21 protein-coding genes are annotated in these 24,099 nt (G+C 36.3%); 9 read left to right on the top strand and 12 right to left on the bottom strand.

The window, feature by feature from the left end:
- Position 1 precedes the first annotated feature (1 nt).
- Positions 2-1,981, bottom strand: coding sequence for a urocanate hydratase (locus tag AACZ92_RS01285; RefSeq protein ID WP_339696064.1), 1,980 nt, complete (start codon positions 1,979-1,981; stop codon positions 2-4).
- 55 nt (positions 1,982-2,036) lie between these two features.
- Positions 2,037-2,213 (bottom strand): DUF5522 domain-containing protein, encoded by a 177-nt coding sequence (locus tag AACZ92_RS01290; RefSeq protein WP_339696067.1) that lies wholly within the window; start codon positions 2,211-2,213, stop codon positions 2,037-2,039.
- 100 nt (positions 2,214-2,313) lie between these two features.
- Between AACZ92_RS01290 and AACZ92_RS01295 the strand changes: the two genes are divergently transcribed.
- From AACZ92_RS01295 to hemL, 4 genes are read left to right on the top strand one after another with little or no spacing between them, the layout of a single operon-like run.
- A complete protein-coding gene (locus AACZ92_RS01295; protein ID WP_339696070.1) occupies positions 2,314-2,613 on the top strand; it encodes a hypothetical protein in 300 nt (99 codons plus the stop codon).
- A 52-nt stretch (positions 2,614-2,665) separates the two neighbouring features.
- Positions 2,666-3,607, top strand: a complete 942-nt coding sequence (locus tag AACZ92_RS01300) for a pyridoxal-phosphate dependent enzyme (RefSeq protein WP_339696073.1) — start codon at positions 2,666-2,668, stop codon at positions 3,605-3,607.
- 1 nt (position 3,608) lies between these two features.
- Complete coding sequence (locus tag AACZ92_RS01305; RefSeq protein ID WP_339696076.1) at positions 3,609-4,445, top strand: glucosaminidase domain-containing protein; 837 nt, start codon at positions 3,609-3,611, stop codon at positions 4,443-4,445.
- A gap of 6 nt (positions 4,446-4,451) precedes the next feature.
- The gene (gene hemL, locus AACZ92_RS01310) at positions 4,452-5,738 is read left to right on the top strand and encodes a glutamate-1-semialdehyde 2,1-aminomutase (protein WP_339696079.1); all 1,287 of its coding nucleotides are present in this window, start codon (positions 4,452-4,454) and stop codon (positions 5,736-5,738) included.
- A gap of 86 nt (positions 5,739-5,824) precedes the next feature.
- On the opposite strand, the gene AACZ92_RS01315 is transcribed toward hemL, so the two are convergent.
- The 4 genes from AACZ92_RS01315 to AACZ92_RS01330 form a co-directional block, all read right to left on the bottom strand.
- On the bottom strand, positions 5,825-6,175 hold the full coding sequence (locus AACZ92_RS01315; protein WP_339696082.1) for a hypothetical protein: 351 nt from the start codon (positions 6,173-6,175) through the stop codon (positions 5,825-5,827).
- An 89-nt stretch (positions 6,176-6,264) separates the two neighbouring features.
- Positions 6,265-6,714, bottom strand: coding sequence for a hypothetical protein (locus AACZ92_RS01320; protein ID WP_339696085.1), 450 nt, complete (start codon positions 6,712-6,714; stop codon positions 6,265-6,267).
- Positions 6,715-6,839: 125 nt separating this feature from the next.
- Positions 6,840-8,120 carry a fibronectin type III domain-containing protein gene (locus tag AACZ92_RS01325; protein ID WP_339696088.1) on the bottom strand — a complete coding sequence of 427 codons (1,281 nt, stop codon included), beginning with the start codon at positions 8,118-8,120 and terminating at the stop codon, positions 6,840-6,842.
- A 287-nt stretch (positions 8,121-8,407) separates the two neighbouring features.
- Positions 8,408-9,865, bottom strand: coding sequence for a hypothetical protein (locus tag AACZ92_RS01330; RefSeq protein WP_339696091.1), 1,458 nt, complete (start codon positions 9,863-9,865; stop codon positions 8,408-8,410).
- Between the two features lie 163 nt (positions 9,866-10,028).
- On the opposite strand from AACZ92_RS01330, the gene yiaA reads away from it, so the two are divergent.
- Positions 10,029-10,505, top strand: coding sequence for an inner membrane protein YiaA (gene yiaA / locus AACZ92_RS01335; RefSeq protein WP_339696094.1), 477 nt, complete (start codon positions 10,029-10,031; stop codon positions 10,503-10,505).
- Positions 10,506-10,585: 80 nt separating this feature from the next.
- Here the strand turns inward: yiaA and lysS are convergent, their stop codons facing one another.
- Positions 10,586-12,283 carry a lysine--tRNA ligase gene (gene lysS, locus AACZ92_RS01340; protein ID WP_339696097.1) on the bottom strand — a complete coding sequence of 566 codons (1,698 nt, stop codon included), beginning with the start codon at positions 12,281-12,283 and terminating at the stop codon, positions 10,586-10,588.
- A gap of 120 nt (positions 12,284-12,403) precedes the next feature.
- On the opposite strand from lysS, the gene AACZ92_RS01345 reads away from it, so the two are divergent.
- The 3 genes from AACZ92_RS01345 to AACZ92_RS01355 all read left to right on the top strand — a co-directional run bounded on the left by AACZ92_RS01345 (position 12,404) and on the right by AACZ92_RS01355 (position 13,909).
- Positions 12,404-12,562 (top strand): YqaE/Pmp3 family membrane protein, encoded by a 159-nt coding sequence (locus AACZ92_RS01345; RefSeq protein ID WP_339696100.1) that lies wholly within the window; start codon positions 12,404-12,406, stop codon positions 12,560-12,562.
- Positions 12,563-12,566: 4 nt separating this feature from the next.
- The gene (locus tag AACZ92_RS01350) at positions 12,567-13,307 is read left to right on the top strand and encodes a hypothetical protein (RefSeq protein ID WP_339696103.1); all 741 of its coding nucleotides are present in this window, start codon (positions 12,567-12,569) and stop codon (positions 13,305-13,307) included.
- A 62-nt stretch (positions 13,308-13,369) separates the two neighbouring features.
- A complete protein-coding gene (locus AACZ92_RS01355; protein WP_339696106.1) occupies positions 13,370-13,909 on the top strand; it encodes a hypothetical protein in 540 nt (179 codons plus the stop codon).
- A gap of 69 nt (positions 13,910-13,978) precedes the next feature.
- On the opposite strand, the gene AACZ92_RS01360 is transcribed toward AACZ92_RS01355, so the two are convergent.
- Entirely contained in the window at positions 13,979-16,225 is a 2,247-nt protein-coding gene (locus AACZ92_RS01360; RefSeq protein WP_339696109.1) for a reprolysin-like metallopeptidase, read from the bottom strand.
- Positions 16,226-16,394: 169 nt separating this feature from the next.
- Here AACZ92_RS01360 and lipB point away from each other — a divergent pair, with 169 nt between their 5' ends.
- The gene (gene lipB / locus AACZ92_RS01365; RefSeq protein WP_339696223.1) at positions 16,395-17,108 is read left to right on the top strand and encodes a lipoyl(octanoyl) transferase LipB; all 714 of its coding nucleotides are present in this window, start codon (positions 16,395-16,397) and stop codon (positions 17,106-17,108) included.
- Positions 17,109-17,148: 40 nt separating this feature from the next.
- Here the strand turns inward: lipB and AACZ92_RS01370 are convergent, their stop codons facing one another.
- From AACZ92_RS01370 to AACZ92_RS01385, 4 genes are all read right to left on the bottom strand, one after another.
- On the bottom strand, positions 17,149-17,832 hold the full coding sequence (locus AACZ92_RS01370) for a hypothetical protein (protein WP_339696112.1): 684 nt from the start codon (positions 17,830-17,832) through the stop codon (positions 17,149-17,151).
- Between the two features lie 34 nt (positions 17,833-17,866).
- Positions 17,867-19,177, bottom strand: coding sequence for an OmpA family protein (locus AACZ92_RS01375; protein ID WP_339696115.1), 1,311 nt, complete (start codon positions 19,175-19,177; stop codon positions 17,867-17,869).
- Positions 19,178-19,599: 422 nt separating this feature from the next.
- Complete coding sequence (locus tag AACZ92_RS01380; protein WP_339696118.1) at positions 19,600-20,697, bottom strand: T9SS type A sorting domain-containing protein; 1,098 nt, start codon at positions 20,695-20,697, stop codon at positions 19,600-19,602.
- A 175-nt stretch (positions 20,698-20,872) separates the two neighbouring features.
- Positions 20,873-23,821, bottom strand: coding sequence for a response regulator (locus tag AACZ92_RS01385; protein ID WP_339696121.1), 2,949 nt, complete (start codon positions 23,819-23,821; stop codon positions 20,873-20,875).
- Between the last annotated feature and the right edge of the window lie 278 nt (positions 23,822-24,099).

The raw sequence follows: 24,099 nt of genomic DNA on the forward strand, positions 1-24,099 counted from the left end.
TTTAAAGTAAATCATCATCTACGAAGTTGGGGAGGGTTACCTGTAAATTTGGATTGTTTTCCATGGCTCTTTTTATGGCAAAGACCGCTCCGTCGTTTCGTGCCCAACTGCGGCGTGCAATTCCGTTATTTACATCCCAGAATAACATGTTTTCTAACCGTCGTTGTGCATCTATAGTACCATCAAGAACCATGCCGAAACCGCCGTTTATCACTTCGCCCCAACCAACACCACCGCCGTTGTGTATGCTTACCCAAGTTGCCCCGCGGAAACTATCGCCAATTACATTCTGTATAGCCATATCGGCTGTAAAACGACTTCCATCATAGATGTTGGAAGTTTCTCGATACGGAGAATCGGTACCAGAAACATCGTGATGATCTCGACCTAATACTACAGGACCTATTTTGCCTTCTTTTATAGCTTTGTTGAAAGCAGCGGCTATTTGGGTACGCCCATTGGCATCAGCATATAAAATACGTGCTTGTGAGCCTACTACCAGTTTATTTTCTTGTGCTCCTTCAATCCAATTAATGTTGTCCTGCATTTGCTGTTGGATTTCTTTAGGCGAATCGTTCATTAATTCTTGAAGTACTTCGGAAGCGATATTGTCTGTTTTCTGAAGATCTTCTGGTTTTCCTGATGCACATACCCAACGAAATGGGCCAAAACCATAGTCAAAACACATAGGTCCCATAATGTCCTGTACATACGAAGGATATCTAAACTCCTTATTTGGTTCTTCTGAAAGAATATCAGCACCAGCACGAGAAGCTTCTAAAAGAAAAGCGTTTCCGTAGTCAAAAAAATAGGTTCCTTTTTCTGTGTGTTTATTGATGGCTACAGCTTGACGACGCAAGCTTTCTTGAACTTTATTTTTAAAGATTTCAGGATTGTTAGCCATCATATCGTTGGCTTCTTCATAGCTCATCCCAACAGGGTAATATCCTCCGGCCCAAGGGTTGTGTAGTGATGTTTGGTCGCTTCCTAAATCAATTTTAATATTTGCTTCAGCAAAATGTTCCCAGACATCTACCACATTGCCATCGTAAGCGATAGATATGGTTTCTTTTTCTGAAATGGCTTTTTTCACCCGGTTGGCAAGTTCTGTTACGTCTGATATCACTTCATCTACCCAGCCTTGCTCGTGGCGTGTTTGGGTTGCTTTTTTATTTACTTCGGCACAAACTGTTATGCAGCCTGAAATATTTCCAGCTTTGGGCTGTGCACCACTCATTCCTCCAAGTCCTGAAGTAACAAATAAGCCTCCTTGTGGTTGCTTTTTAATCTTTCTGAAACCATTGAGAACAGTAATAGTTGTTCCGTGAACAATACCTTGCGGACCAATATACATAAAGCTACCAGCTGTCATTTGTCCATACTGAGTAACTCCTAATGCGTTGAATTTCTCCCAATCATCTTGCTTAGAATAATTAGGAATCATCATCCCGTTAGTAACAACCACTCGGGGAGCATCTTTATGGCTAGGGAATAAACCCATAGGGTGACCCGAATACATAGCAAGGGTTTGCTCGTCGGTCATTTGCGAAAGGTATTGCATCGTTAGCAGATACTGTGCCCAATTTTGAAAAACAGCTCCGTTTCCACCGTAGGTAATCAATTCGTGGGGGTGTTGCGCCACCGCATAATCTAAATTGTTTTGTATCATCAACATAATAGCCTTTGCTTGTTGACTTTTTCCTGGGTATTCATCAATAGGCCGAGCGTACATGGTGTAATCTGGGCGAAAACGGTACATATAGATGCGTCCGTATTTTTCTAACTCTGCTTTAAATTCGGGTAGGAGGGTAGTGTGGTATTTTTTATCAAAGTATCGTAAGGCATTACGCAACGCAAGTTTCTTTTCTTCTGAAGAAAGAATTTCTTTACGTTTAGGGGCATGGTTGCGTTCCATATCGTAGGCTTTTGCTTTTGGTAATTGATCTGGAATGCCTTGTTGTATAGTCTCTTTGAATGTCATATAACTCTTTTCTTTTATACGCCAATCTTTTCGCAATGGAAGAGGTGGATTGGGTTTATTGATTGTTCTTTGAATTGGTTTTTTTGTTAAATCCATATGGACAATGCCTACAACCACTTTCGCAGCAATAACCCCGTTTTAAGTGGTATTGCTCGGTAAAACATTTGTAGCCTTCGGGCGTTAGGTAAAAATCGCCTTCTTCAATCTCTATTCTTTTCTTTGGAAATAACATACTACAAAAATACAAAATTCAGTGCTCAGTAGGCAGTTTTCAAATATGTAACTTTGTAGGCTAAGGTGGTTTTATGATTGTTTTGGTAAATCGGTTTTTATTGCGGAAGAAATTTGTGGGGATTGCGTTATGGCCTTTCTTATTATTAAAAGATAGTGCTTTAAAGACCGATGCAGTTTTTATGAATCATGAACGTATTCACTTGCGGCAACAGACAGAACTTTTGGTGGTGTTTTTTTACGTATGGTATGGAATTGAATATCTAATTAGACTACTGCGATACCGGAATCACTCTACGGCATACCGAAATATTAGTTTTGAACGAGAGGCGTATGCAAAGGAGCAGGATATTTCATTTTTAAACGATAGATCTTTTTGGAACTTTTTACAATTTTTATAATCCTACTTTTTTAAATTAAAACCAAGATTATATCAACTATTAACTGGAAATAATGAAAAATAATAAGTACCAATCTTTTTCTTTAAACACAGATAGTAAGCTACAACAAATAAATCTTTTAAGTTTTGTGAATACCACATGTAGTTTAAGCCTACTTCGCGATGACCAGATTCATCCATTTGTTTCAGGTAATAAATTCAGAAAACTGAAATATAACATTCAGCAGGCTTTAACTGAAAACCATAAGACCTTGCTAACTTTTGGGGGAGCATATTCTAACCATATTGCGGCAGTTGCATCTGCAGGCAAACTAGCAGGCTTACAAACTGTAGGGATAATACGAGGAGAGGAACTATCAAATAAAATAAGTGAAAATGCAACCCTTTCTTATGCCCAAAAACAAGGTATGCAACTTCAGTTTATAACCCGGGAAGCCTACCGGGATAAATATGAAGCATCATTTATAGAAACGCTTAGAAATACCTATGGAGATTTCTATTTATTACCTGAAGGAGGTACCAATGCTTTGGCAGTAAAAGGCTGTGAAGAAATATTCTCTAGGGTAGAAAAGCACGTCGATTATATTTGTGCTCCAGTGGGCACAGGCGGTACGCTGGCGGGATTAGTTGGCGCATCGCAACCGCATCAAAAAGTACTAGGTTTTTCAGCGTTAAAGGGAAAATTTCAAACTTCAGAAATTCAAAAATATACTTCAAAAACTAATTTTGAAATTATAGATGATTACTGTTTTGGAGGGTATGCTAAAATAGATTTGCAATTGGTGCGTTTTATTAATGAGTTTTATAAAAAAACCGGTATCCCATTAGATCCGGTCTATACCGGAAAAATGCTATTTGGTATTGTAGACTTACTGAAACGTGGGTATTTCAAAGAAAATAGCCGTATTTTTGCTGTCCATACAGGAGGTTTACAAGGTATTGCCGGTATGAATCAACGTTTAAAAAAGAAAAACTTGCCACAAATAGACCTATAATATGCTATATCGAATTTGCATCGTATTGTTAATCAGCACACTGTTTTTTAGCAGCTGTAAATCTAAAAAAAGAGCAGTCACTTCAAATAAAAGAGACCGTACTGAGCGGGTAGACATTTCAGATACCCGAAAAGGAGAAATAAAACTTCCTAAAAAAACCGAAATTAAAACGCCTCCTCCCAATGCTTCCTACGCAGAAATTGTTACTACTTATATTGATAATTATAGCTTGATTGCTATGGAGGAGATGCAGCAATATGGTATCCCTGCAAGTATAACATTAGCACAAGGTATTTTAGAAAGTGGTGCAGGTCGGGGCGAACTTACCAAAAAAGCGAACAATCACTTTGGGATTAAGTGCCATGGATGGACCGGAGGCCGCGTGTATCACGATGATGATGAATTACAGGAGTGTTTCAGAAAATACAAAGATCCAAAATATTCATTTAGGGACCATTCCTTGTTTTTAACCGAACGTAGCCGCTATCAGGATCTCTTTAAACTAAAAAAACACGACTATAAAGGCTGGGCAAAAGGTCTAAAAAAAGCCGGATATGCAACCGATCCACGTTATCCAGATAAATTGATAAGTATTGTAGAGCGCTATGGTCTAACACATTATGATGAACTTGTTTTGGGCGGAACTGCAATAGAGAAGCAAAAAGACACGAAAAACACGAAAGTAAAAACCTATATTGTAGAACGTGGTGATACGCTATATAATATTTCAAGACGGTATAACATTACGGTTGAAACATTAAAAGAGTACAATGGGTTAGAGTCTAATAATATATCCATTGGGCAAGTTTTATACTTGCATTCAGTAAAAAATCAATAATTTATTATGATCTATAAAAGAAGCAGTGCCCTTTTTAAAGAGGCACAGAAAGTGATACCTGGTGGTGTTAATTCTCCAGTAAGAGCATTTACTGCAGTCGGAGGAGAACCTATTTTTGTTGAAAAAGCCAAAGGAGCTTATTTGTATGATGCAGACGGAAATAAACTAATAGACTATATCAATTCTTGGGGTCCTATGATTTTAGGGCATGCACACCAGCCAGTAGTTGAGGCTGTAGTTGATAAAGCCGAAAAAGGAACTTCCTTTGGAATGCCTACTGAAATTGAAACCGAAATAGCTTCCTTGGCTGTTTCTATGGTTCCGAATATTGATAAAATACGATTTGTGAACAGTGGAACCGAAGCGTGTATGAGCGCCGTGCGTTTGGCTCGTGGTTTTACTGGGAAAGATAAAATCATCAAGTTTGCAGGTTGTTATCATGGACATAGCGATTCATTTTTAATACAAGCGGGAAGTGGAGCGGTTACTTTTGGCACACCTAATAGTCCAGGTGTTACAGAGGGTACGGCAAAAGATACCTTGTTAGCAGATTTTAACGATTTAAATAATGTGGCCGAGGTTATTTCAGAAAACAAAGATGAAATAGCCTGTATTATTTTAGAGCCGGTAGCTGGGAACATGGGCTGTATTCCTCCAGCAAAAGGTTTTCTTGAAGGATTACGAAAGTTATGCGATTCAAATAATATTCTACTAATTTTTGATGAGGTAATGACGGGTTTTCGCTTAGCGAAAGGTGGCGTTCAAGAACTGTACGGTATTGATGCCGATATTGTTACCTTCGGAAAAGTGATAGGCGGTGGTTTACCAGTGGGAGCTTTTGCTGCCAGAGCCGAAATTATGAGTCATTTGGCACCCGAAGGTCCAGTTTACCAAGCTGGGACGCTTAGTGGTAATCCATTAGCCATGGCTGCTGGTTTGGCGATGTTATTGGAACTGAATAATAATCCTGAAATATTTACTTCATTAGAAAAAAAGACTGAATACTTACATAAAGGATTAGCTTCTGTTCTAACTGAAGCGAATGTAACACATACCATTAATAGGGTAGGTTCTATGATATCGGTTCATTTTTCTGAAACACCTGTAACAGATTTTAAAACAGCTGCTTTAGGAAACAACGATACCTTTAAAAAGTTTTTTCACGGTCTTTTAGCTGAAGGAATCTACATTGCGCCAAGTGCATTTGAAACTTGGTTTTTAACTGAAGCCTTGACCTACGAGGATCTTGATGCTACCATTAAAGCTTGTGGCAAAGTAGCCAAAACACTATAAAACAAATTAAAAATTTCGGTGTAAAATTAAAATCCCTCCAAAGCTTTTGCTAAGGAGGGATTTGTTTTGTAAAATATGTGATAAAGCTATTCTTTTAGCATATTCAACCACTTATTGTATTGCTCATCGTTCAATGTTTTTTTAACATTGGCCTTTAAGTCATCCATATACTCTTTCTTTTCAGCTGCAAGCTTAGGTTCGTTTAAGTCTTTGCCAGCAAGGTTCTTCTTGTATTTCATTTCGTAAGAAGTGTAATATCTAAAAAGAGCACGTTCTTGGCTGTCATCTATTCCTAATTTTGTTGAAATATCTGCCACTTTCTTTTTGGCTATTACTTCTGGTCTATCAGCGTCTTGAGACAGGCTTTGAGCAGTGGAGTATTGTACGCCAGCTACCATTACAAGAGCGATTGCAAGTATTTTAACTATATTTTTCATGTCTTTTACTTTTAAAAATCAATTACTAAAGTAAGTAATTGTAACGTATATAGACCAAAAATTAAGCCAATTTTAATATTTACAGCCTTTTAGCCACGTTTTTTTTCACCTCTTCTTTTTTCACCTCTTCTTTTTTTGCCTTCTCTTTTTTTATGCTTTCCAAAAGATTTTTCCCATTTGGTGTATTGCGTTTCATTTAAGATGGACTTCATTTCCTTTTTATGAGCAATTAGTTTATCCATCATTTGTGTTTTTCTTTCAAAACGTTCAGTTTCAGAAAGCTCTTTTCGGTTTTCCCCGTCTTTTTTAAGTGCTTCTCTTTCTTTGGCTTCTTTCAGAAACAGTTGATTTACTTCTTTTTGTTGCTTTTCAGATAAATCAAGCGCTAATGTCATCTTTTTTGACTTTAACTCTGCTTTCTGCTCAGCAGTTAAATTTTGTTTCATTTCAGATCTAGCTTCTCTCTTAGAGGTATCCTTTTTTTGCGCTATTGCATTAAAACCCAATAGGGCAATACAGATAATTAATACATTTTTCATGTTTTTATTTTTTTAATGTTCTACATACCTATGACTTGTTTTTTAACACTTGGTTTAATTTATAGGTAGATATTTATAAAAAAAGCCGCCGTAAAGGCAGCTTTTAAATACATATAAAAGATGTTTTAATCTTCAATGGCTTCTAGGTATTCAAGTAGCATTGTAACCGCTTCTTCGTGTACAATGGTACGTCCTATTTGCGGCATTCTATACACAGGGGCTGTACTTTGAATTCTAGCTTCAATCTCGCCGCGATTAGCATAAATACTAGTATCCTCAAAAGGAGTTTCAAACCTAAAATCAAGATTAAAATTTGTTACTGCTCCTCCGGGTTGGTGGCAATGAGCACAGTTTATGTCTATGTAGGCTCTGCCTCGCTCTAAAATATCGTACGTGGCGTCATCTGTCCAGTCGGGGAGTACACTTATGTTTTCTGAAGTTATGCCCTCCATCATCCCAATACTTTCTAAGTAAGCAAGCTGATTTAGACTTGTGTAGGAAGGAGTAAAGTTCATACTTCGTAACTTCATTCCTATAGGAAGGGTTGTGTTATCATTATTATGGCATGTAAAACAATCTTGTTTAGAAGGGATTTCGTAATCAATATTCAATGTTTCATTAGCTTCATTTATATAACTAATAGGTTTAACGCTTCCATTTTCGGTATAGGTTGCTTCGGTTTGGGCTTCGTTCCAAATATAATTACCCACTTGCCAATTTCCATTAATTTTTAGTAAGATGCGCGTTTCAATAATGAGTTTTCCTTCGCTTGGGTTTTGATCGTTTTTGTTATAGTAAAATGTTTTTGCAATCAAAGTATTGTCTGGGAATTCTGGCAACAAATCGTCTCCTCTATATTCCATAGTTTCACAGTTGGGTAGGCGTACTAAACGTTGCTTTTTTGCATAGTCGGTAAAGAGTGTGCTGTTTATTTCATATAATTGAACGCCAGCGGCTGGACTTAAACTAGAAAGGCTTCCCGCGAAAACGCCCATCTCAGATAGATTTGTTTTATACTCTAGCGTTACAGCGAGTGTACACGTATCTAAAATATCACTGCTTTCCGATTCGTTTCCTTGAGCATCAAAAGCAATAACCGAAAAGCTGTATTCTGTTTCCGCTGTTAAGTTTTGGATGGGTAAAGAGGTGCCATTAACGTCATTGTTAATTAAATTACCATCTTGAAATACAGCATAATTTACCACACCTACGTTATCATTCGATGCATCCCAATTTAGTTGAAGGCTATTCTCTGTTTTATTACTTGTCCTTAAGTTTGTGGGTGGCGTGGGGTTTTCGGTGTCTGTGGTTTCAGTTTCAGTAGGGCTATAATCATCATCGCCGCCGCAGGAAATTATAATTAATAAGAAAATTACCGAAAAAAGCTTGAGTAGGTATGGTTTCATTTGTTGAAATAGTTTGTTTAAAAATAACCATTTCTTTTTAACCACTGTTTTGCAAGGTGTTAAAAATACAGCCTCTAGCTTTCTGCTTAAAAATCTTATTGTATTTGTGTAAGTTTTTTATTGAAAATCAGACTACTACATGCACAAAAGAGAGAATCTTTTTTGTTAAGCTTACTAGGCACTGTTTGCAAATCAATAGAGATATTGAACCGTCTATGCCAAAAGATTAAGGTTATATTGCTAACAGTGCTTTTTGTGGGTCGTGTTCTAATAGGATATTATCTTTTTTAGGATACCAATCCCAAAGTTGTTTTATATAGGTTTGTTTTTTCCATTTTCGCTTTTAGCCATGCATAAAAGCTCATCACAAATATATCTTCTTGCTGTGTGCCAATCCACTCAAAAGACCCCTCCACTTTATTTTTAAACCTCTCAGTGGTTACTTGATCTGGATTTTCATAATAATCTGAAACTAGTTTAATGAATGTCAACACACGTTCTTCACCTGCTTTTTTTAGTGGCTTTGTATATCTTTTTTTAAAACTTTGTAAACGTGATAGCACAAGATCCAGTTTATCGAGTTCGATGAGTAATAGGATTTCGATAATATTCTTTTTGAGCACCCATAACCAGCCCATTTTCTTTTCATACCAATGGTCACTGTGCGTCAAGTTTCTATACTCTTGATATGCGCTATTGAATTCACTCTGTTGAAATAGACACATGCAAAACGTTAACTGGCTGTCTAGCGAAAGATTTTTGGTGTTTTTAAGCAGTTTTGAAGCTTCTCTTGCTTTTCCTGTGTAAGTTAAGTTCATTGCTTTTAAAACAACTAGTTTGTCGCTAAAACGCTTATAATACTGCTTGTTATTCCTTTGCATTTCTACTTCCATTTTTACGACAAACTCTTTTGATTGTTCAAAATTCTTATTCCTGAAACTGTTTACAGCCATGAGATTAAGAGTTTCTATATGATAGAAAAGATGCTTTTGTGCTACTTCCTTTTTTTCTGAAATAATTGTGTAAATATCCATCATAAATGGAGCGATTTCATAATAATTACTTTGCAAAGTCGCTGCAGTGGCTGTTATGTTGAGTAGCTGAAACAAAGATTTATAGGTGAGCGTTGTATCAATTTTAATGTTAAAAGCCGAAAAATGCTCTAATATTATTCCAGTAATAGAAGATTCCCCTGGGTTTTTTAAATGCTTTTTTATGGAAGCATATGCCATATTTAATTGAAATTGTTTTTGAAACAACTTCATATTGGTATTGGAAGCTTGTATCACATTTTCCAATGTTTGGGAAGGGTTTAGGTGTGCATATTGGATTTTTGTATGATAGATTTCATTAAGAATTGGGTGTAAGTCTAAGGCTAAGGCTTCTTTTTCGGCCTTTTTCAATGTTTTAAAGGCGATTTTGTTCAGTTTTTGCTCTAAAAATATCCTGCCAGCTAGCAGCAACTTCATAATTTCCATCTCTTCGGAAGTTTCTCCCGAAAAACTTTTGGAGGCTGTAAAATCTACCAAGCTATCACGAAGTCTTTTGCACAGGGCGTGATACGCATTTTTGGACGGTTTCCCGTATAGCTGGACATCCAAATCTTGCGTTCTTCCACTGTTAATTAATTTGAAGAGCTGTAGGTTCTTCGTATCGCCACGTTGGTTCTTTTTCTTCAGAAAGCGTGCAAATCCCTGCTTTTCTTCCGTAGAAAATGTATCGATTATTGCTGAAATATCCTTCATTCAATCGTTGGTTTATGGGTAAACTATCATCGTTTTAAAAGTAAATAAAAGATAAATGTATGTTTTTCAATCGTAAGTTTTTATAAAAAGTAACGTTTTTTAATAACCGATACTTTAGCAAATTTGTACCGTACTAAAACATAAACATCAAAAACGTTTAATTATGGAAAATCAAAAAATGAATACAGGGAAAGAAACCGATAATGAGTTTACCCGTAACAAGAAAAAAGAAGAAGCGTTTAATTGTAGGCCTACCGCGGCATTTATTTCGGCTGCCTGGACTGCTTTATTTGTTGGGATGATATCCTACTGTGTAGGCTTGTGGAATGCAGATATGTGGTTGAACGAGAAAGGATATTACTTTACCATTTTATTGTTTGGGTTATTCTCGGTGGTTTCGGTGCAAAAAAGTGTACGTGATAAACAAGAAGGTATTCCTGTAACTGAAATTTACTATGGTATTTGTTGGTTTACCACTATAGCATCGATTTTATTATTGATAATAGGTCTTTGGAACGCCGATATGGAATTGAGTGAAAAAGGTTTTTACGGAATGTCTTTCGTATTGGCACTTTTCTCTGCCGTCGCGGTGCAGAAAAACACCAGAGATATCAAGTTTTTAGATAAAAAGGAGAAATAAAAATTCAAAACCGGAAGGTGCCATGCACGTTCCGGTTTTGATGTTTGGGAAGCGGCTTCTGTAAAAGGGAGTCGCTTTTTTTACTCTACCAACTCTACAAACAGGCCGTCATCTGTTTTGTTAACATTGGCTAATTTATGTTTGGTCAACGTTTTAATGCTTTTGTCCCATTTTTTATTGCTAAGACCGCTTTGTTCCTTAAGTTCATTAAGGTCTATTTTTTTAGCTTTTTTTAGCAACTCAAAAACCTCTTTTTCTTCATCGTTAAGTTCAACTGTAATTTTCTTTTCTGGTTTCATCTGTGGAAAGAAAAGCACTTCTTGTATAGAAGCATTGTTGGTAAGGAACATAATTAATCGGTCCATACCAATACCCATTCCGCTTGTTGGAGGCATCCCGTATTCTAATGCCCGCAAGAAGTCGTAATCGATAAATTCGGTTGCTTCATCATCACCACGATCTGCTAGTTTTAATTGTGCTTCAAAACGTTCGCGCTGGTCAATTGGGTCGTTTAGTTCGCTGTAGGCATTGGCGATTTCTTTTCCGCAAACCATAAGCTCAAAACGCTCTGTAAGTTCTGGGTTGTCGCGGTGTTCTTTACACAACGGGCTCATTTCTTTTGGGTAATCGGTGATAAAAGTGGGTTGAATATAGTTAGGCTCACATTTTTCACCAAAAATCTCATCGATGAGTTTTCCTTTACCCATGGTTTCATCTACTTCAATACCTAAATCTTCAGCTGCTTTTCTAATTTCGGCTTCGCTTTTATCGGTAATGTCAAAGCCGGTATATTTTTCAATAGCTTGAGCCATTGTTACTCTTGGGTACGGTGCTTTAAAATCAATATCGTGTTTGCCAAATGTAACTTTGCTGGTTCCGTTAACTTCTGTTGCACAAAATTCTAATAGTTGTTCGCAGAAATCCATCATCCAATTGTAATCTTTGTAGGCTACATAAATTTCCATTGCGGTAAATTCTGGATTGTGGGTGCGATCCATCCCTTCGTTACGGAAGTTTTTAGAAAACTCATACACACCATCAAAACCACCTACAATTAGCCTTTTTAAATATAACTCGTTTGCGATTCGCATATACAATGGAATATCTAATGAGTTGTGGTGGGTAACAAACGGACGAGCCGCTGCACCACCAGGAATAGGTTGTAATACGGGGGTTTCTACTTCAAAATAGTCACGTTCGTTAAAAAACGTTCGCATGGCATTGAATAGCTTTGTTCGTTTTTTAAATACTTCTTTTACGTGTGGGTTTACGGCTAAATCGGCATAACGCTGGCGATACCGTTGTTCAGGATCGTTAAAAGAATCGAACTTATTACCCTCGCTGTCAACTTTAGGAAGCGGTAATGGGCGTAATGCTTTAGAAAGTAAAGTAAAATTCTTTACCATCACTGTTTTTTCACCTACGTTTGTTATAAACAGTTCGCCTTCAATACCTATAAAATCGCCAATATCAAGCAATTTTTTATACACATCGTTGTACATGGTTTTGTCTTCACCTGTACAGATTTCATCTCGGTTAAAATACACTTGTATGCGACCTTCGCTGTCTTGTAGTTCAGCAAAAGAGGCTTTTCCTTGAATACGGCGAGACATTAATCGACCCGCGATTTTAACCTTTTTACCTTCAGAAAAATCCTTCTTTATATCTTTAGTTAAAGATGTTATTTCATATAGATCTGCTGGGTACGGATTGATACCCATTTTTTGCAGTTGCTCGCGTTTTTGGCGACGTACTTGTTCTTGTTCTGAAAGTTGCATATGTTATTTCTAATAAATGAAGCTACAAAGATACCAACAATGATGCTCGTAACCAATAGCTGTAACAAAAGGAAATTACACAGACTTATAATTAAAGTTTTAACCGTAAATTTGTAGTGTATGAGTATTTGGAGAGTTATTTTATCCATTTTGTTTCCGCCATTAGCCGTAATAGATAAAGGCTGCGGGTCTATTTTAATTGTATTAATTCTTACTATTTTGGGTTGGATACCCGGTGTAATAGCCGCGCTCATCATTTTAAATAACCCTAACAAATAAAGTTATGTTGAAAAAATTACTTCTTTTATTGGTTGTTGCTTTTACGTTAGTAAGCTGCCAGTTTACCGAAACACTAACAATTAATGAAGATGGGAGTGGACGGATGTCGATGAATATTGATATGAAAGAAATGATGGCCATGACTCAGTCTATGGGTATGGACAGTACATTGGTAAAAATGGACAGTACTGTTACTTTTGCAGCATTTTTAGAAGAGAAGAAAGATAGTATCGCAAAATTGTCCAAATCCGATCAAGAAAAATTAAAAAAGCTAGAAGATTATAGTATACGGACTGTTATGGCCCCTGAGACAAGCGATTTGTTTATCGATGTTTTTGTAGATTTTAAAAATATTACTGAAGCAAATAACCTGATGAATAGTTTAAATCAAGCTTCGGCCGTTATGCCAGAATCGCCCGGTGGTGGTGCCGAAATAAAAAGCGACCCTTCTACCGATGTTCTGGGTGTACGTTATGATTATACCGGAAATAGCTTTTCACGCGATGCGTATGTTAAAGACGAACAAGCGTATAAAAAACAGAAAGATAGTCTGCAAGAAGCCGAAATGTTTATGAATAGCATGAATTATAAATTAAAATATACATTTCCGAAGCGAATAAAATCGTCTTCTATTGAAGATGCGAATTATTCATTGGATGGGAAAACAATTACTGTTGAACGTCGTTTTTTAGACTACTTTAAAAATCCTGATATTTTAGATTTAGAAGTAGAGTTTGAAAAATAATTTACGTACGGTTGTGTTGATTTTTAAGTATCTTTCACTTATAAAACTTAAAAAATCGATTTATGAAAGCCTTTTTCTTATTACTACCCTTACTAATTATAAATTCTTGTAAAACTACTACAGATACAAATTCAGCTTCTCAAACAAATACTACAGCAACTGAAGAAGTGCAGACAAAAGTTGAGTGTCCTGCAGATGGAATTTGTACCGCAGAAATTCAACAAAGTAAAAAACTTATTATTAAAGAAGACGGTACAGGAGCATTATATCCAGAGATTTCTTCAGGAGATAATATGGTGGTTATTTATACATTCTCTCAAAAAGGACCAGAGGGAACAGTTGATGGAGATTATTCCGAAACCATTCATTTTGAAATGCCAGCTAATGCAAGTGAGGTTGACAAAAAAGGAAATTCTTTACAGGACATTAAATTGTTATACGGTAAACAATGTTACTGCAAGGGTGAGGCAGGTTTTTATAAAGTAGAGAATGGCAGTTTACAAGTGACAAAAAATAGAAATGAACTGCATTTTGAGCTTCAATTTGCAGTAGATAAAACCTCTCATAAACTTTCTAAAATTAGTAAGACAATAGAAATGTAGGTTTTTTGATTATAATAAAAAAGGGACGCAATTGCGTCCCTTTTTATTTTTCAACTAATTTAAAGTATATTAATTCTTTAAAAGTTTAGAAGTTACTTTTTTATCGCCATTCGTAACAGTGATAAAATACATTCCAGAATTTAAAGAACTATAATTAAATGTTTCTTTAAAAGTTCCACCTTGATTATTGTATACTTCACCAGCAACTTGTCTTCCTCTAACATCATAAACAGCTACAGATACTTTATTTGAAGTTGTAGTTACAAATTCAAGATTTACAAGTCCTGTTGTTGGGTTAGGCCAAAGAGTGAAGTTTTCAAGAGAAGCGTTTTCAACACTTAAATTTTCATCAATAAGTATATCTTCTGCATTTAGTGCGTAAAATAAATGGTCGGTTCCAACTACCATCACTCTAGCATCTTCAGTATTGTCAACGCTAGGTACTGTAATTACTTCACTTCCATCATTTGGAGTGCCTGCTATTAATACCGTGTCGTAATTAATGCCATCTATACTCAATAAAATATCAACGTTTTGACTATCAACAGGAGCAACATCTGTATTAGCCACATCCCATGTAATAGTGTATTGCAATCCTTGTTTCCACTCTGGATTATTAGCTTGTGATGTTACAACAAAGGGGCCAGAATCACCATCTACTGTAATACGAGTATTATCACTGGCGCTTGCCGCACCACCTACTACATTGTCACGAACTGTTAGTCTAAATCTTAGCAAACGACCTACCGCAGGAACAACTTCCCAAGTTGATTGAGTGCTTCCATTTAAAACAGTAGATAAAGCAGGCATATATCTGTTAGGTGATGCGATAGGATCTAAAGATCTAAATGCTGGACCTCCAGTAGAAGTATTTTGTGGTGGCATAGGTGCAACTTGAGAATCGAATTGCTCCCAACTGTAAGTAAGTACATCTCCAGAATTTGGATCGGTAGCATTACCCTTTAAGATAAAAGGTGTTGACTTTGGAATAGTGAAATCTGGACCTGCATCAGCTGTAGGAGCATCATTCCCTGTTGGTGTTTGGTCAGCACATTGACTGTTACCAACTGTAATATTATTCCACATTTCTTGAATGCTTATAGCGTGGAAATAATCATCACTAACATTTTGAACATTCGGTGGGCAGATACCTGCATATCCCATAATTGTTGAGGCGCTTCCTGGCTCTACAGAAGCGTTTGATCGTTGACAGTTATTATTTTGAGTATGATTTCCGCCATATTGGTGCCCCATTTCATGAGATACATAATCTACATAAAAACCATCACCAATAGGTTGTGGTAATCCGGTTACTCCACGTGCTTTACTAGAAGTACAAGGTGAGTTCAATTGGGCAATACCACCCCCGCCAGTACTGAATACGTGACCAATATCATAGCTATTAAAACCTACTGCGTTATCAATTACAGCTTGTATTTGGTTTATCATACCGCTGTTGTTGCTTAGCCCGTCTGTAGCAGTATCTAAAAAGATGATATCTTCATTTTCAGGAATAAATTCCATTGTTACAGCTAAATCTCTTTCATAAATACCATTTACACGAGTCATAGCAACATTCATAGCAGATAGAACTGCTGCTTTTTTAACCGCGTCTGTTTCGCTAGGATCTATTCCTTGGTTATTTAAGTGCCATTGCGCATACTCTCCATTACAAGCTAAAGCAAGTCTAAAAGTACGCAGCATTCCGTCGTCAGCATTTCTTTGTGCAGACTCATCTTCTAAATCAGGAAGATTACTTGGAAAACTATCTTTAACGTGACACACAAAGTTACTGGTGTCGGCTGGCAAGCTTGCCCTAGAATAACTTATATAAGCTGTTTTATCTTTAGTGTAGGGATCAATGTAAGTTGTCGTGTGCTTAGCAGATAAAATCATTACATGCACTCCAACTTGTGAAACACTAAATCGTGCCATAGCAGTAGGGTCATCAATACCTTGCCCTACATATGAGTTGATTCCTGAAAATTTTTCACTTAAACCTTCACTAAATATTGAAGCTTCAAAAACTCTAAATCTTTCTAGGTTTCCACCTTCGGTTGGTAGTTCAATTATTACGTTTGAACTTGACGTTGTTTTTCTTGAAGGGGCGGTTGCCAAAATAGTTTTTAGACCTTCCGTTTCTAGATTAAATAGTTGAAAATCAGAAGGCATAGTGTTCCGTGCTTCTTTTTTCTGCACCTCTACATCATTAAGGGTTATTTGGCTCCATAAAGATGATGGGTTTTGCGCTTGCATACCAAAGCTGAATAAAACAAACAGCAGAAACACAAGGTTTTTAGTAGTAATTTTTTTCATTATCTATGACATTTTTTTGAATAATTACCGTAAATATACTGCGCTTTGGCCTCTTTTTAAAGAAATACGTCATGTTTTTGATCAAGACAATACTAATTTTTAAAATAACATTAGAAATTATTATAATACCGTTAATTTTGTTCCTCTAAAAATAGAATTTTTTAAGATGATAAATAATCTTGTTCAGGTTGAAGATCTAGGCCGAAAAAACTACAAGGAAAGTTGGGAATATCAAGAATCACTTTTTAAGAAAATACTTGATTGTAAAGTGAAAAATCGCCGCGAAAGTACTGATAATAACACCCCCAATTATTTTTTATTAGTTGAACACCCTCATGTGTATACATTAGGAAAAAGCGGAGACCTTTCTAATCTTTTAATTTCAAAAGAAAAGCTGAACGAAATAGGTGCCACTTATTACAAAATTAATCGTGGTGGGGATATTACCTATCACGGGCCGGGACAGATTGTAGGATACCCTGTTTTAGACCTTGAAAATTTTTTTACCGACATTCATAAATATCTACGTTTTTTAGAAGAAATGGTAATCCTAACCCTTTCTGAATATGGATTGAAAGCTGAACGTTCTGAAGGCGAAACCGGTGTTTGGCTTGATGTAGGAACACCATTTGCCCGAAAAATTTGTGCTATGGGTGTTCGTGCTAGTCGTTGGGTGACCATGCACGGATTCGCTTTAAATGTAAATTCAGATCTAGGATATTTTGATTATATGATTCCCTGCGGAATTAAAGGAAAAGCTGTAACTTCTTTAAACGTAGAATTAGGAAAAGCCGAAGTAAACTTAGCAGAAGTAAAGGAAAAACTTCTAAAACACTTTGCTCAACTATTTGAAGCGGAACTGCATCAAAAAACCGAAGTGTAACAACACTCCGGTTTTTATTAATCGTAGGTTAGATGTAAATTTATCTCTGAAAGTCTGTTAATAAACTACTGCTTGTAACTCTCCCGCGTCTGTTATAGTCTTCTTGTTTCACCATCCCTACACCTTTAGAAATCCATTGCTTGGCGGTAGTCGTCCTATTCATTCCCATATTAATTGTATTTGTATAACCAATTACAAAACAATCAAACGTTCCAGCGCTGGTTGTTATAGTCTCTCTATCTACTACAGCTCTATCTGTCATAGATACTTCCATTCTTAAATTAATGCCACTCATGTTCACAAGCATGGTCATACTAGCATCTGGTAATTCTTGGCCAACTTGTAAATTGTTTGGAATTACTATTTTGGTTCCAGAAATTTCAGTTTCAAAATCTCTATAGTTATCTAGTAATTGCGGATTTAAAAGAGATTCCATGTCTACTACAATACCGTCATTTTCACACGACATAGTAAAGGTAGCTTCGTTTAAAACTTCGCCATCTTTATCTCTTAAAAAAGATGTAAATGTAGCAAAGTTGCTTGAAGCATCGGTAACTAGAAAATCTGTAATCGCGGCAACTCTTTTGTTTTTACCATAATTGGTTATTTGAAAGGTTACCCCTTGTTGAAAAGGATAAAAAGTGCTACAATTATTTTGTGCAGCTACTGAAGTGGTTATAAAAGCAGCAATGATGCAGATACCTATTATTTTGAAATTTTTCATGTGTTTCTTTTTTAATTTGAAATGAATATTATTTTTAAAGCTTTATAAATTCTACCCGTCTGTTCTGGGCTTTTCCTGTAGAAGAATTATTATCTGCAACTGGATTGCTCTCGCCTTTACCGTCGGTTTGTATTCTACCAATGTTGATTCCGTATTGATCTACTAAAGCTTTTCTTACCGATTTTGCGCGCTCATCTGAAAGTTTAAGGTTGCTGCTGGCATCTCCATCTGCATCGGTATGGCCTACAATCATAATACGTATGTTGGGAGCACTTTGCATGGCTTCGCCCACCTCTTTTAAAATAGTTTCGCTACCACTTTTAATGGTTGCAGATCCTGTGTTAAACAAAATGGCGTTGGTAGAAAGGCGTCCTTCGGTAAGTAATTTGCTTCTATTGTCTTCGCCACTTTTTGCTACCGAAAAATTTGCAATATAGATTTTATCGTTTGTCCCATTGTCACGAAGTCCCGTGGTATATAGCTTAAAGTTATTTGCGTCTTCTGGGACTAACCTAGGAACATCCACAATTTTTTCTTCATTAAGCCAAACTCGCATTCGGGTTTTATTCACGGCAATGGATATGTGAGACTTTCCGGTGATGGCGTTTCTTATATCTTTTCCTATTTTATTACGCATTTCTCGTTTGCCATTTACTTGCTTTTCAATTACTCCTTGCGATGCTATAAATTGGCAAGGAGAAAGCTCTACCATACTAAAAGATGTAGGCTTCTGAAATCCCTTGGTGTCTTGTAGTAGTAGTTTTAAAAAAGCTTGAGAACTTGTTTTACCGTCCATACCTTCAGTAAATAAATCAAATTCAATCGTGTAGTTTTCCGGTAGTGTATTATTCAGCATAGGATAAATGGTAGCTTTATTTCCTATCCGAAGCCATTTTTCACCGTTAATACTTACTAATTCGGCAGCTCCATTACTATCCCAGTTTGCGGGAAAGTCGCCTAGATTTTCCTTTGAGAAACTGTCTTTAAAAACAACGACGTTTCCTGGTGTAAAATCGAAATTAGAATTTACTACGGTTTCATTTGAGCTATTCGTTTGCTCGGTATTAGCATCTCCACCAATGATGTTTCCTCCATTATTCTTTTTCTTTTTGCGTTCTTTTCTTTTTTCTTTTTTAGATTTTTTGGGAGCTTCAATAATAGTGTCCAACGTGCGGTCGGTACTTTTTGTCGTTTCTGTTTCTACGCGTCTTTCTATAGTGCGTTGTACCCCACGCTCAGCAGCGTCCCCTACTTTTTCACCCAATTTTTTCCAGAACTGAGCTTGGGTTGTTGTCGTGGCACCTAAAAATAAAAATAGAATGCTTAATACTTTAATTGTTTTCATGAGTAAAGAGATTTTGTTAATGGTTTTCTTTCTTTTTTTTAAAAGTTGTTTTTTTAATTACCTTATTTTTATGACTTATATGAAGTACATATTTTCCGTCTTTTAGGTTTGTAATGTTCAGGTATATATCATGTCTTGGCACATAATGTAAACTCCCTATGTATGTTTTTTTTGTCTTGCTCATTATAATGGGAAGTATTGTGTTGTAAATGTATAAGCCAACTTAAGAGAAGACTCGTACCATTGTAACAAATACCAGTGGTATTGTAACAAAGTAGTATGATCAAGGCTTTAGAATGACTTTTAATTATTGTTTATTTTTAAGAAAAGTTACTTCGGAAAAAAATTCCGAGCTGTTTTTCCCGGAATCTTTTTTAAAGGTTTAATTTCTTAAAAACAACATTATTGGTTTTAAGAAAGAATTACTTTTTAAGTAATTTTAGGGTCTCACTTGATTCACCAGTAGTAACTTTAGCAAGATAGTTTCCTGCTGCATAGTTTGAAACATCGATTTGCAAGATGTTGTCACCATTACTTTTAGCAGTCGCTATGTTTTGTCCTAACAGATTATATATTTCAACACTGGTTATGGTTGTATTGGCTGCTATTGTAACAACATCATTGGCAGGGTTTGGGTACATTTTAACTGTGGTTGCCAATTTGTTTTCTTCTACACTCAGCACCTCCTGTGGTGCTATAATAATGTCAAAAGCAACATCCTCAGGAAAGGCGATGCTCGTATCTTCAGTGTATATAGCCCAGTTGCTGCCAGTATACCAAACCCCCAAAACCGCATCAAGATACACTTGACTAGGAGCGCCATTCACACCCCAATAATGGCTCATCACAAACGTAGCGTCTGGATTACCGTTTAAGTCAGAATGGTCTATAATGGTCCAATTACCTGTAATATTTGAAGCTGAGGATGTGTGCTCAGTGCGTGTGGATCCTACGCCACCATCCACCAGTACTTTAAAGGCAGCTCCTAAGGGCACAGCAGTAGTTTGGTCTTCATTATACAGTCTTCTTAAACCGCTAGCATAATATTGCCCGTAATTACCGGTATTGTAAACGTTGTTTGGGTTATAATAATGTGACATCGCTAAGAATGGTCCTGGATCCTGCCCATTCAATAATGGATTATCCATACTGGTTATGTGGGCACTGGTATTTGCTAGTGTGGCTATATGGGTAAAAACATTGCTAGGATCACTCGCTATATAAATGTTAAAGCTTGTTCCTTCGATTATAGGCGTGAAATCTTGGTTGTAAATAGTCCATTGGTCACCATTGTACCATAATCCCGATACGTTGTCATTATAAGTTCCGCCCAAGCCTCCCGGGTTAAAATTATTTACATAAACAATAGGGGCATCGGGGTTATTATTAAGGTCTGGATGGTCAATATAAGTAGTGTTCCCAACAATATTTGCTGCCGTGGCGGTGTGCACGTAAATCTTGTCCTGCGCCAAGCTTACCATACCGATAAGCAGTAGCATAAAAGTAAAAATAGTTTTCATTATATATAGTTTTTATGGTAGTGAATTATTTCACATAGTAAAACTATTATATATACAAAAAGCTGATTGGTAGGTATGTAACAAAAAGGGGTGTATATGTAACGAGGGTAAGGGTATATGTAATAAAAGTTAGTATGTATGTAACCAAGCCAACTTTATTGTTAATGGAAGGTGCTTATTCAGTAGCGAAATCGGAAGGGGCACAGCCAAACTCCTTTTTAAAACATTTTCCGAAATAGGAGATGTCGTTAAACCCAACTGTATATCCTACTTCTGAAACTGAAATCTTGCCACCTTTTAGCAATTGAGCAGCTAATTTTAAACGTTGTGTCCGCAAAAATTCTGTGGTTGAATATCCGGTCAAGGCCTTAAGTTTTCTGTGAAGTTGCATACGGCTTACGTTCATTTCATTGCTAAAAAGATCGACTGTGAGTTCTGGGTTGGTCAAATGTTTGTCCATGATTAGCTGCAAACGCTCTAAAAACTGCTCGTCAGCAGAAGAGACAGCTAATTCCTTTGGGGTTAGGATCACTTCTTTTGCAAAACGCTGTTGTAGTTTTCGGCGGGTCTCGATAAGGTTGGCCGCTGTAGCCTTGACCAATTTTGAACTAAAGGGTTTTGTTATGTATGCATCGGCTCCAAGACCCATTGCTTCTAATTTGTCTGCCATTTTATTTTTAGCTGTTAATAAAATAACAGGAATGTGCGAAGTGAGCGGATCTTCTTTTATATTTTTAGTAAGTTTAAAACCATCTTCAGTGGGCATTAGTACATCACTTATAATAATATCCGGAATTTCAGATTTTGCAATTTCAAAACCTTCTTTTCCGTTTCTGGCTTTAAAAATCAAGTATTCTTTTTCAAAAATCGAAGCGACATAGTCCCTTATTTCTTGGCTATCATCCACAATTAATAAAATTGGGGCGTCTTCATCAGTTGTAATAGTGGTTTCGGTGTCCAATTCTTGTATAATTATGTTTTCAGAGATAGGTTTTTGCAATTCTTCTACAAGTTTCTCTGCTTCTGTGTAAGAATCTATAGTGATGGGGATAGAAATGATAAATTCGGTATAATCATTTTCTTCACTTTTTACCTTAATGGTTCCTTTATGGAGTTCGATAAGCTCTTTTGTTAGCGCTAAACCTATGCCTGTACCTGGGTTTTTTGGGTCGGTTTGGTAAAACCGTTGGAAGATATTCTTTTGTTGTTCTGTACTTAAAAAAACGCCGCTATTTTTAACCGATAGCTTGTAAGTATTTTTGACTCTTTCACCGATAAGAATTATTTCTCCCTTTTCTGGTGTGTATTTTATGGCGTTGCCCAATAAGTTTGACATCACTTTTTCAACCAAATCACGGTCAAACCAATCTGTGGTGTTTTCTGCTGAAAGACGTATGTTGGTTTCAAGTTTCTTTTCTGAAAACATATAATTGAACACCTCTATCTGTGCGGCAATAAAAGAAGAGAGGTTGCCAGGTTGAACCTGCAGATTGATAGTCCCACTTTCCAATTTAGATAGTGCCAAAAGTTGTTCAATTAATGATTCTAATTTATTGGTGTTGCGTTCTGCAGCCAAAAGGTTACTACGTTGATTTTTAGGTAGCGTTTTTAGTTCCAGTTGATCTACAATAGGACCTTTTATTAAACTTAGCGGTGTACGGAACTCGTGTGAGATGTTGGCTAAAAAAGTGGATTTTACAGTGTCCAGTTCTTCCAGCTTTTTGTTTGTTTTTTGGCGGTTTCTGTATTGAAAGAATAAAAACAGACCGGCAATAAATAACAGAAGTAAGCCTCCAAGTAATAATGTGCGTTCATTTTTCCTTCGTTCTTCTATTAATTGATTATTAGAAGTTAACAAGTTTATTTCCTGTTCTTTCTTTTTTGTCTGAAAACTGATCTCAAGTGCTTGCGTGTTCTTTTTGTTAAGATCTTCTTGAAACGCATTATTTAAGGAGTCCCTGATTTTTTCATAAGTGAAAGCTGCTTTATAATTTTCGGTCTCTTGACCGTAACGTGATAAATTATGCAAAACGGCAATCTGTACAGGTTTTACGTTCATATAGTTCGCAAAATATAAGGCACTGTCTAATTTAACTTTGGCTGAACGATAATCTCCCAATCCCATGTAGCTCTCGCCAGCATAATAGTATGTTTCGGCCATGGTAAGCGTATCTCCTACCTTACTAAAAAGAGCTTGTGCATCCTTAAGGTATTTAAGTGCATCCTTGTACTTTTTTACTCCATTGCTCGAAATACCCAAGTATAAATTTGCAACAGCTTCATCATAGCCAAAGTTATTTTTTTTGAAATAACTTTGAATCGTGGGGATAGTATCTAACGCTTCTTGGTAGTTGCCTCGGTCTGTTTGTAAAATACCATAATGGAAATTGACAGACATGACATTAAAGGTGTCATTTATTTTAGCAAATCCTTTTTTAGCTTCAATCAAATACTCCTGGCTCTTATCGTAATCTTTTATTTCCCTGAACAACTTTGCCAAGTTATTATTAACTGCCCCTTTGTAAAACCCAGAAATTTTAATTGGTAACAAATCTGCCAGAGAGTCCGTTATCGCATATTCCTTGACCGAAAGATCTGTAAATCCCATAGTGTTGTGAATAGAACCAAGAATAAAGTGTGCACTCAATAAATTTTTGCTTACTGTGCCTTTCACATTTTCATCTATAATTTTGTGGGCGTAATACTTGGCTTTTTCAAAATTTCTAAGCACCAGATAGCGTTCAGATATATAGGCATAGCACCTAGCTTCAGTCTCTTTATCATTGGCTTTTTTTGCGTGCTTTGAGCCTTTCTTGTAGGCTTCTATGGCACTCACATAATCATTCATTTGTTTATGGTAATTGCCCATATAACAACTGGCCACTCCCTTACACTTTTCACAACCGTTATTTTCTAAACTGGCAAGTTGATCGTGATATTTTTTAAAAATTTCTGGGGAATTGTTCAGAGTATATTCAAAAATGGCGACGTATGAGTCAATTTTTTGATCGATTGTTGAAGCCTTAGAAATATCTTTTTCTAAAGTTTCAATCTTTTTTGAGTTTTGGGCGTGAAGAGTAAGGCCAAAAAAAAGTAGAAGGTAACAGCGGCAGAGAGTTGTCATACTTTAAAATGGTTTTTATATTAAAATTTCAGAGTCTTTATCAACATAAATATAGTCATAAAGGAGACTCTTATAGAAATTGATTTTTACCTTATCTTGTTTAAAAGAATTGGTAGAACAAAAAAAGATGAGGATAAGGAACTTATTCATGTAAAAAAATGACCTATTTAATTAAAGGTACACAATTTTACACATATTTATAGTATAGGATTAGTACTGTTGTAACGAATGTGTGTTACAATATTCAGAATAGGATATAAAATTAACACAGGGAATTG

This window comes from uncultured Marixanthomonas sp., from assembly GCF_963974425.1.
Classification (GTDB): domain Bacteria; phylum Bacteroidota; class Bacteroidia; order Flavobacteriales; family Flavobacteriaceae; genus Marixanthomonas.

Bases quoted from the DNA above. Each gene is read 5' to 3' on its own strand.
- AACZ92_RS01285 (WP_339696064.1), bottom strand. From the start codon at position 1,981: ATGACATTCAAAGAGACTATACAACAAGGCATTCCAGATCAATTACCA.
- AACZ92_RS01290 (WP_339696067.1), bottom strand. From the start codon at position 2,213: ATGTTATTTCCAAAGAAAAGAATAGAGATTGAAGAAGGCGATTTTTAC.
- AACZ92_RS01300 (WP_339696073.1), top strand. From the start codon at position 2,666: ATGAAAAATAATAAGTACCAATCTTTTTCTTTAAACACAGATAGTAAG.
- AACZ92_RS01305 (WP_339696076.1), top strand. From the start codon at position 3,609: ATGCTATATCGAATTTGCATCGTATTGTTAATCAGCACACTGTTTTTT.
- hemL (WP_339696079.1), top strand. From the start codon at position 4,452: ATGATCTATAAAAGAAGCAGTGCCCTTTTTAAAGAGGCACAGAAAGTG.
- AACZ92_RS01315 (WP_339696082.1), bottom strand. From the start codon at position 6,175: ATGAAAAATATAGTTAAAATACTTGCAATCGCTCTTGTAATGGTAGCT.
- AACZ92_RS01320 (WP_339696085.1), bottom strand. From the start codon at position 6,714: ATGAAAAATGTATTAATTATCTGTATTGCCCTATTGGGTTTTAATGCA.
- AACZ92_RS01325 (WP_339696088.1), bottom strand. From the start codon at position 8,120: ATGAAACCATACCTACTCAAGCTTTTTTCGGTAATTTTCTTATTAATT.
- AACZ92_RS01330 (WP_339696091.1), bottom strand. From the start codon at position 9,865: ATGAAGGATATTTCAGCAATAATCGATACATTTTCTACGGAAGAAAAG.
- yiaA (WP_339696094.1), top strand. From the start codon at position 10,029: ATGGAAAATCAAAAAATGAATACAGGGAAAGAAACCGATAATGAGTTT.
- lysS (WP_339696097.1), bottom strand. From the start codon at position 12,283: ATGCAACTTTCAGAACAAGAACAAGTACGTCGCCAAAAACGCGAGCAA.
- AACZ92_RS01345 (WP_339696100.1), top strand. From the start codon at position 12,404: ATGAGTATTTGGAGAGTTATTTTATCCATTTTGTTTCCGCCATTAGCC.
- AACZ92_RS01350 (WP_339696103.1), top strand. From the start codon at position 12,567: ATGTTGAAAAAATTACTTCTTTTATTGGTTGTTGCTTTTACGTTAGTA.
- AACZ92_RS01355 (WP_339696106.1), top strand. From the start codon at position 13,370: ATGAAAGCCTTTTTCTTATTACTACCCTTACTAATTATAAATTCTTGT.
- AACZ92_RS01360 (WP_339696109.1), bottom strand. From the start codon at position 16,225: ATGAAAAAAATTACTACTAAAAACCTTGTGTTTCTGCTGTTTGTTTTA.
- AACZ92_RS01370 (WP_339696112.1), bottom strand. From the start codon at position 17,832: ATGAAAAATTTCAAAATAATAGGTATCTGCATCATTGCTGCTTTTATA.
- AACZ92_RS01375 (WP_339696115.1), bottom strand. From the start codon at position 19,177: ATGAAAACAATTAAAGTATTAAGCATTCTATTTTTATTTTTAGGTGCC.
- AACZ92_RS01380 (WP_339696118.1), bottom strand. From the start codon at position 20,697: ATGAAAACTATTTTTACTTTTATGCTACTGCTTATCGGTATGGTAAGC.
- AACZ92_RS01385 (WP_339696121.1), bottom strand. From the start codon at position 23,821: ATGACAACTCTCTGCCGCTGTTACCTTCTACTTTTTTTTGGCCTTACT.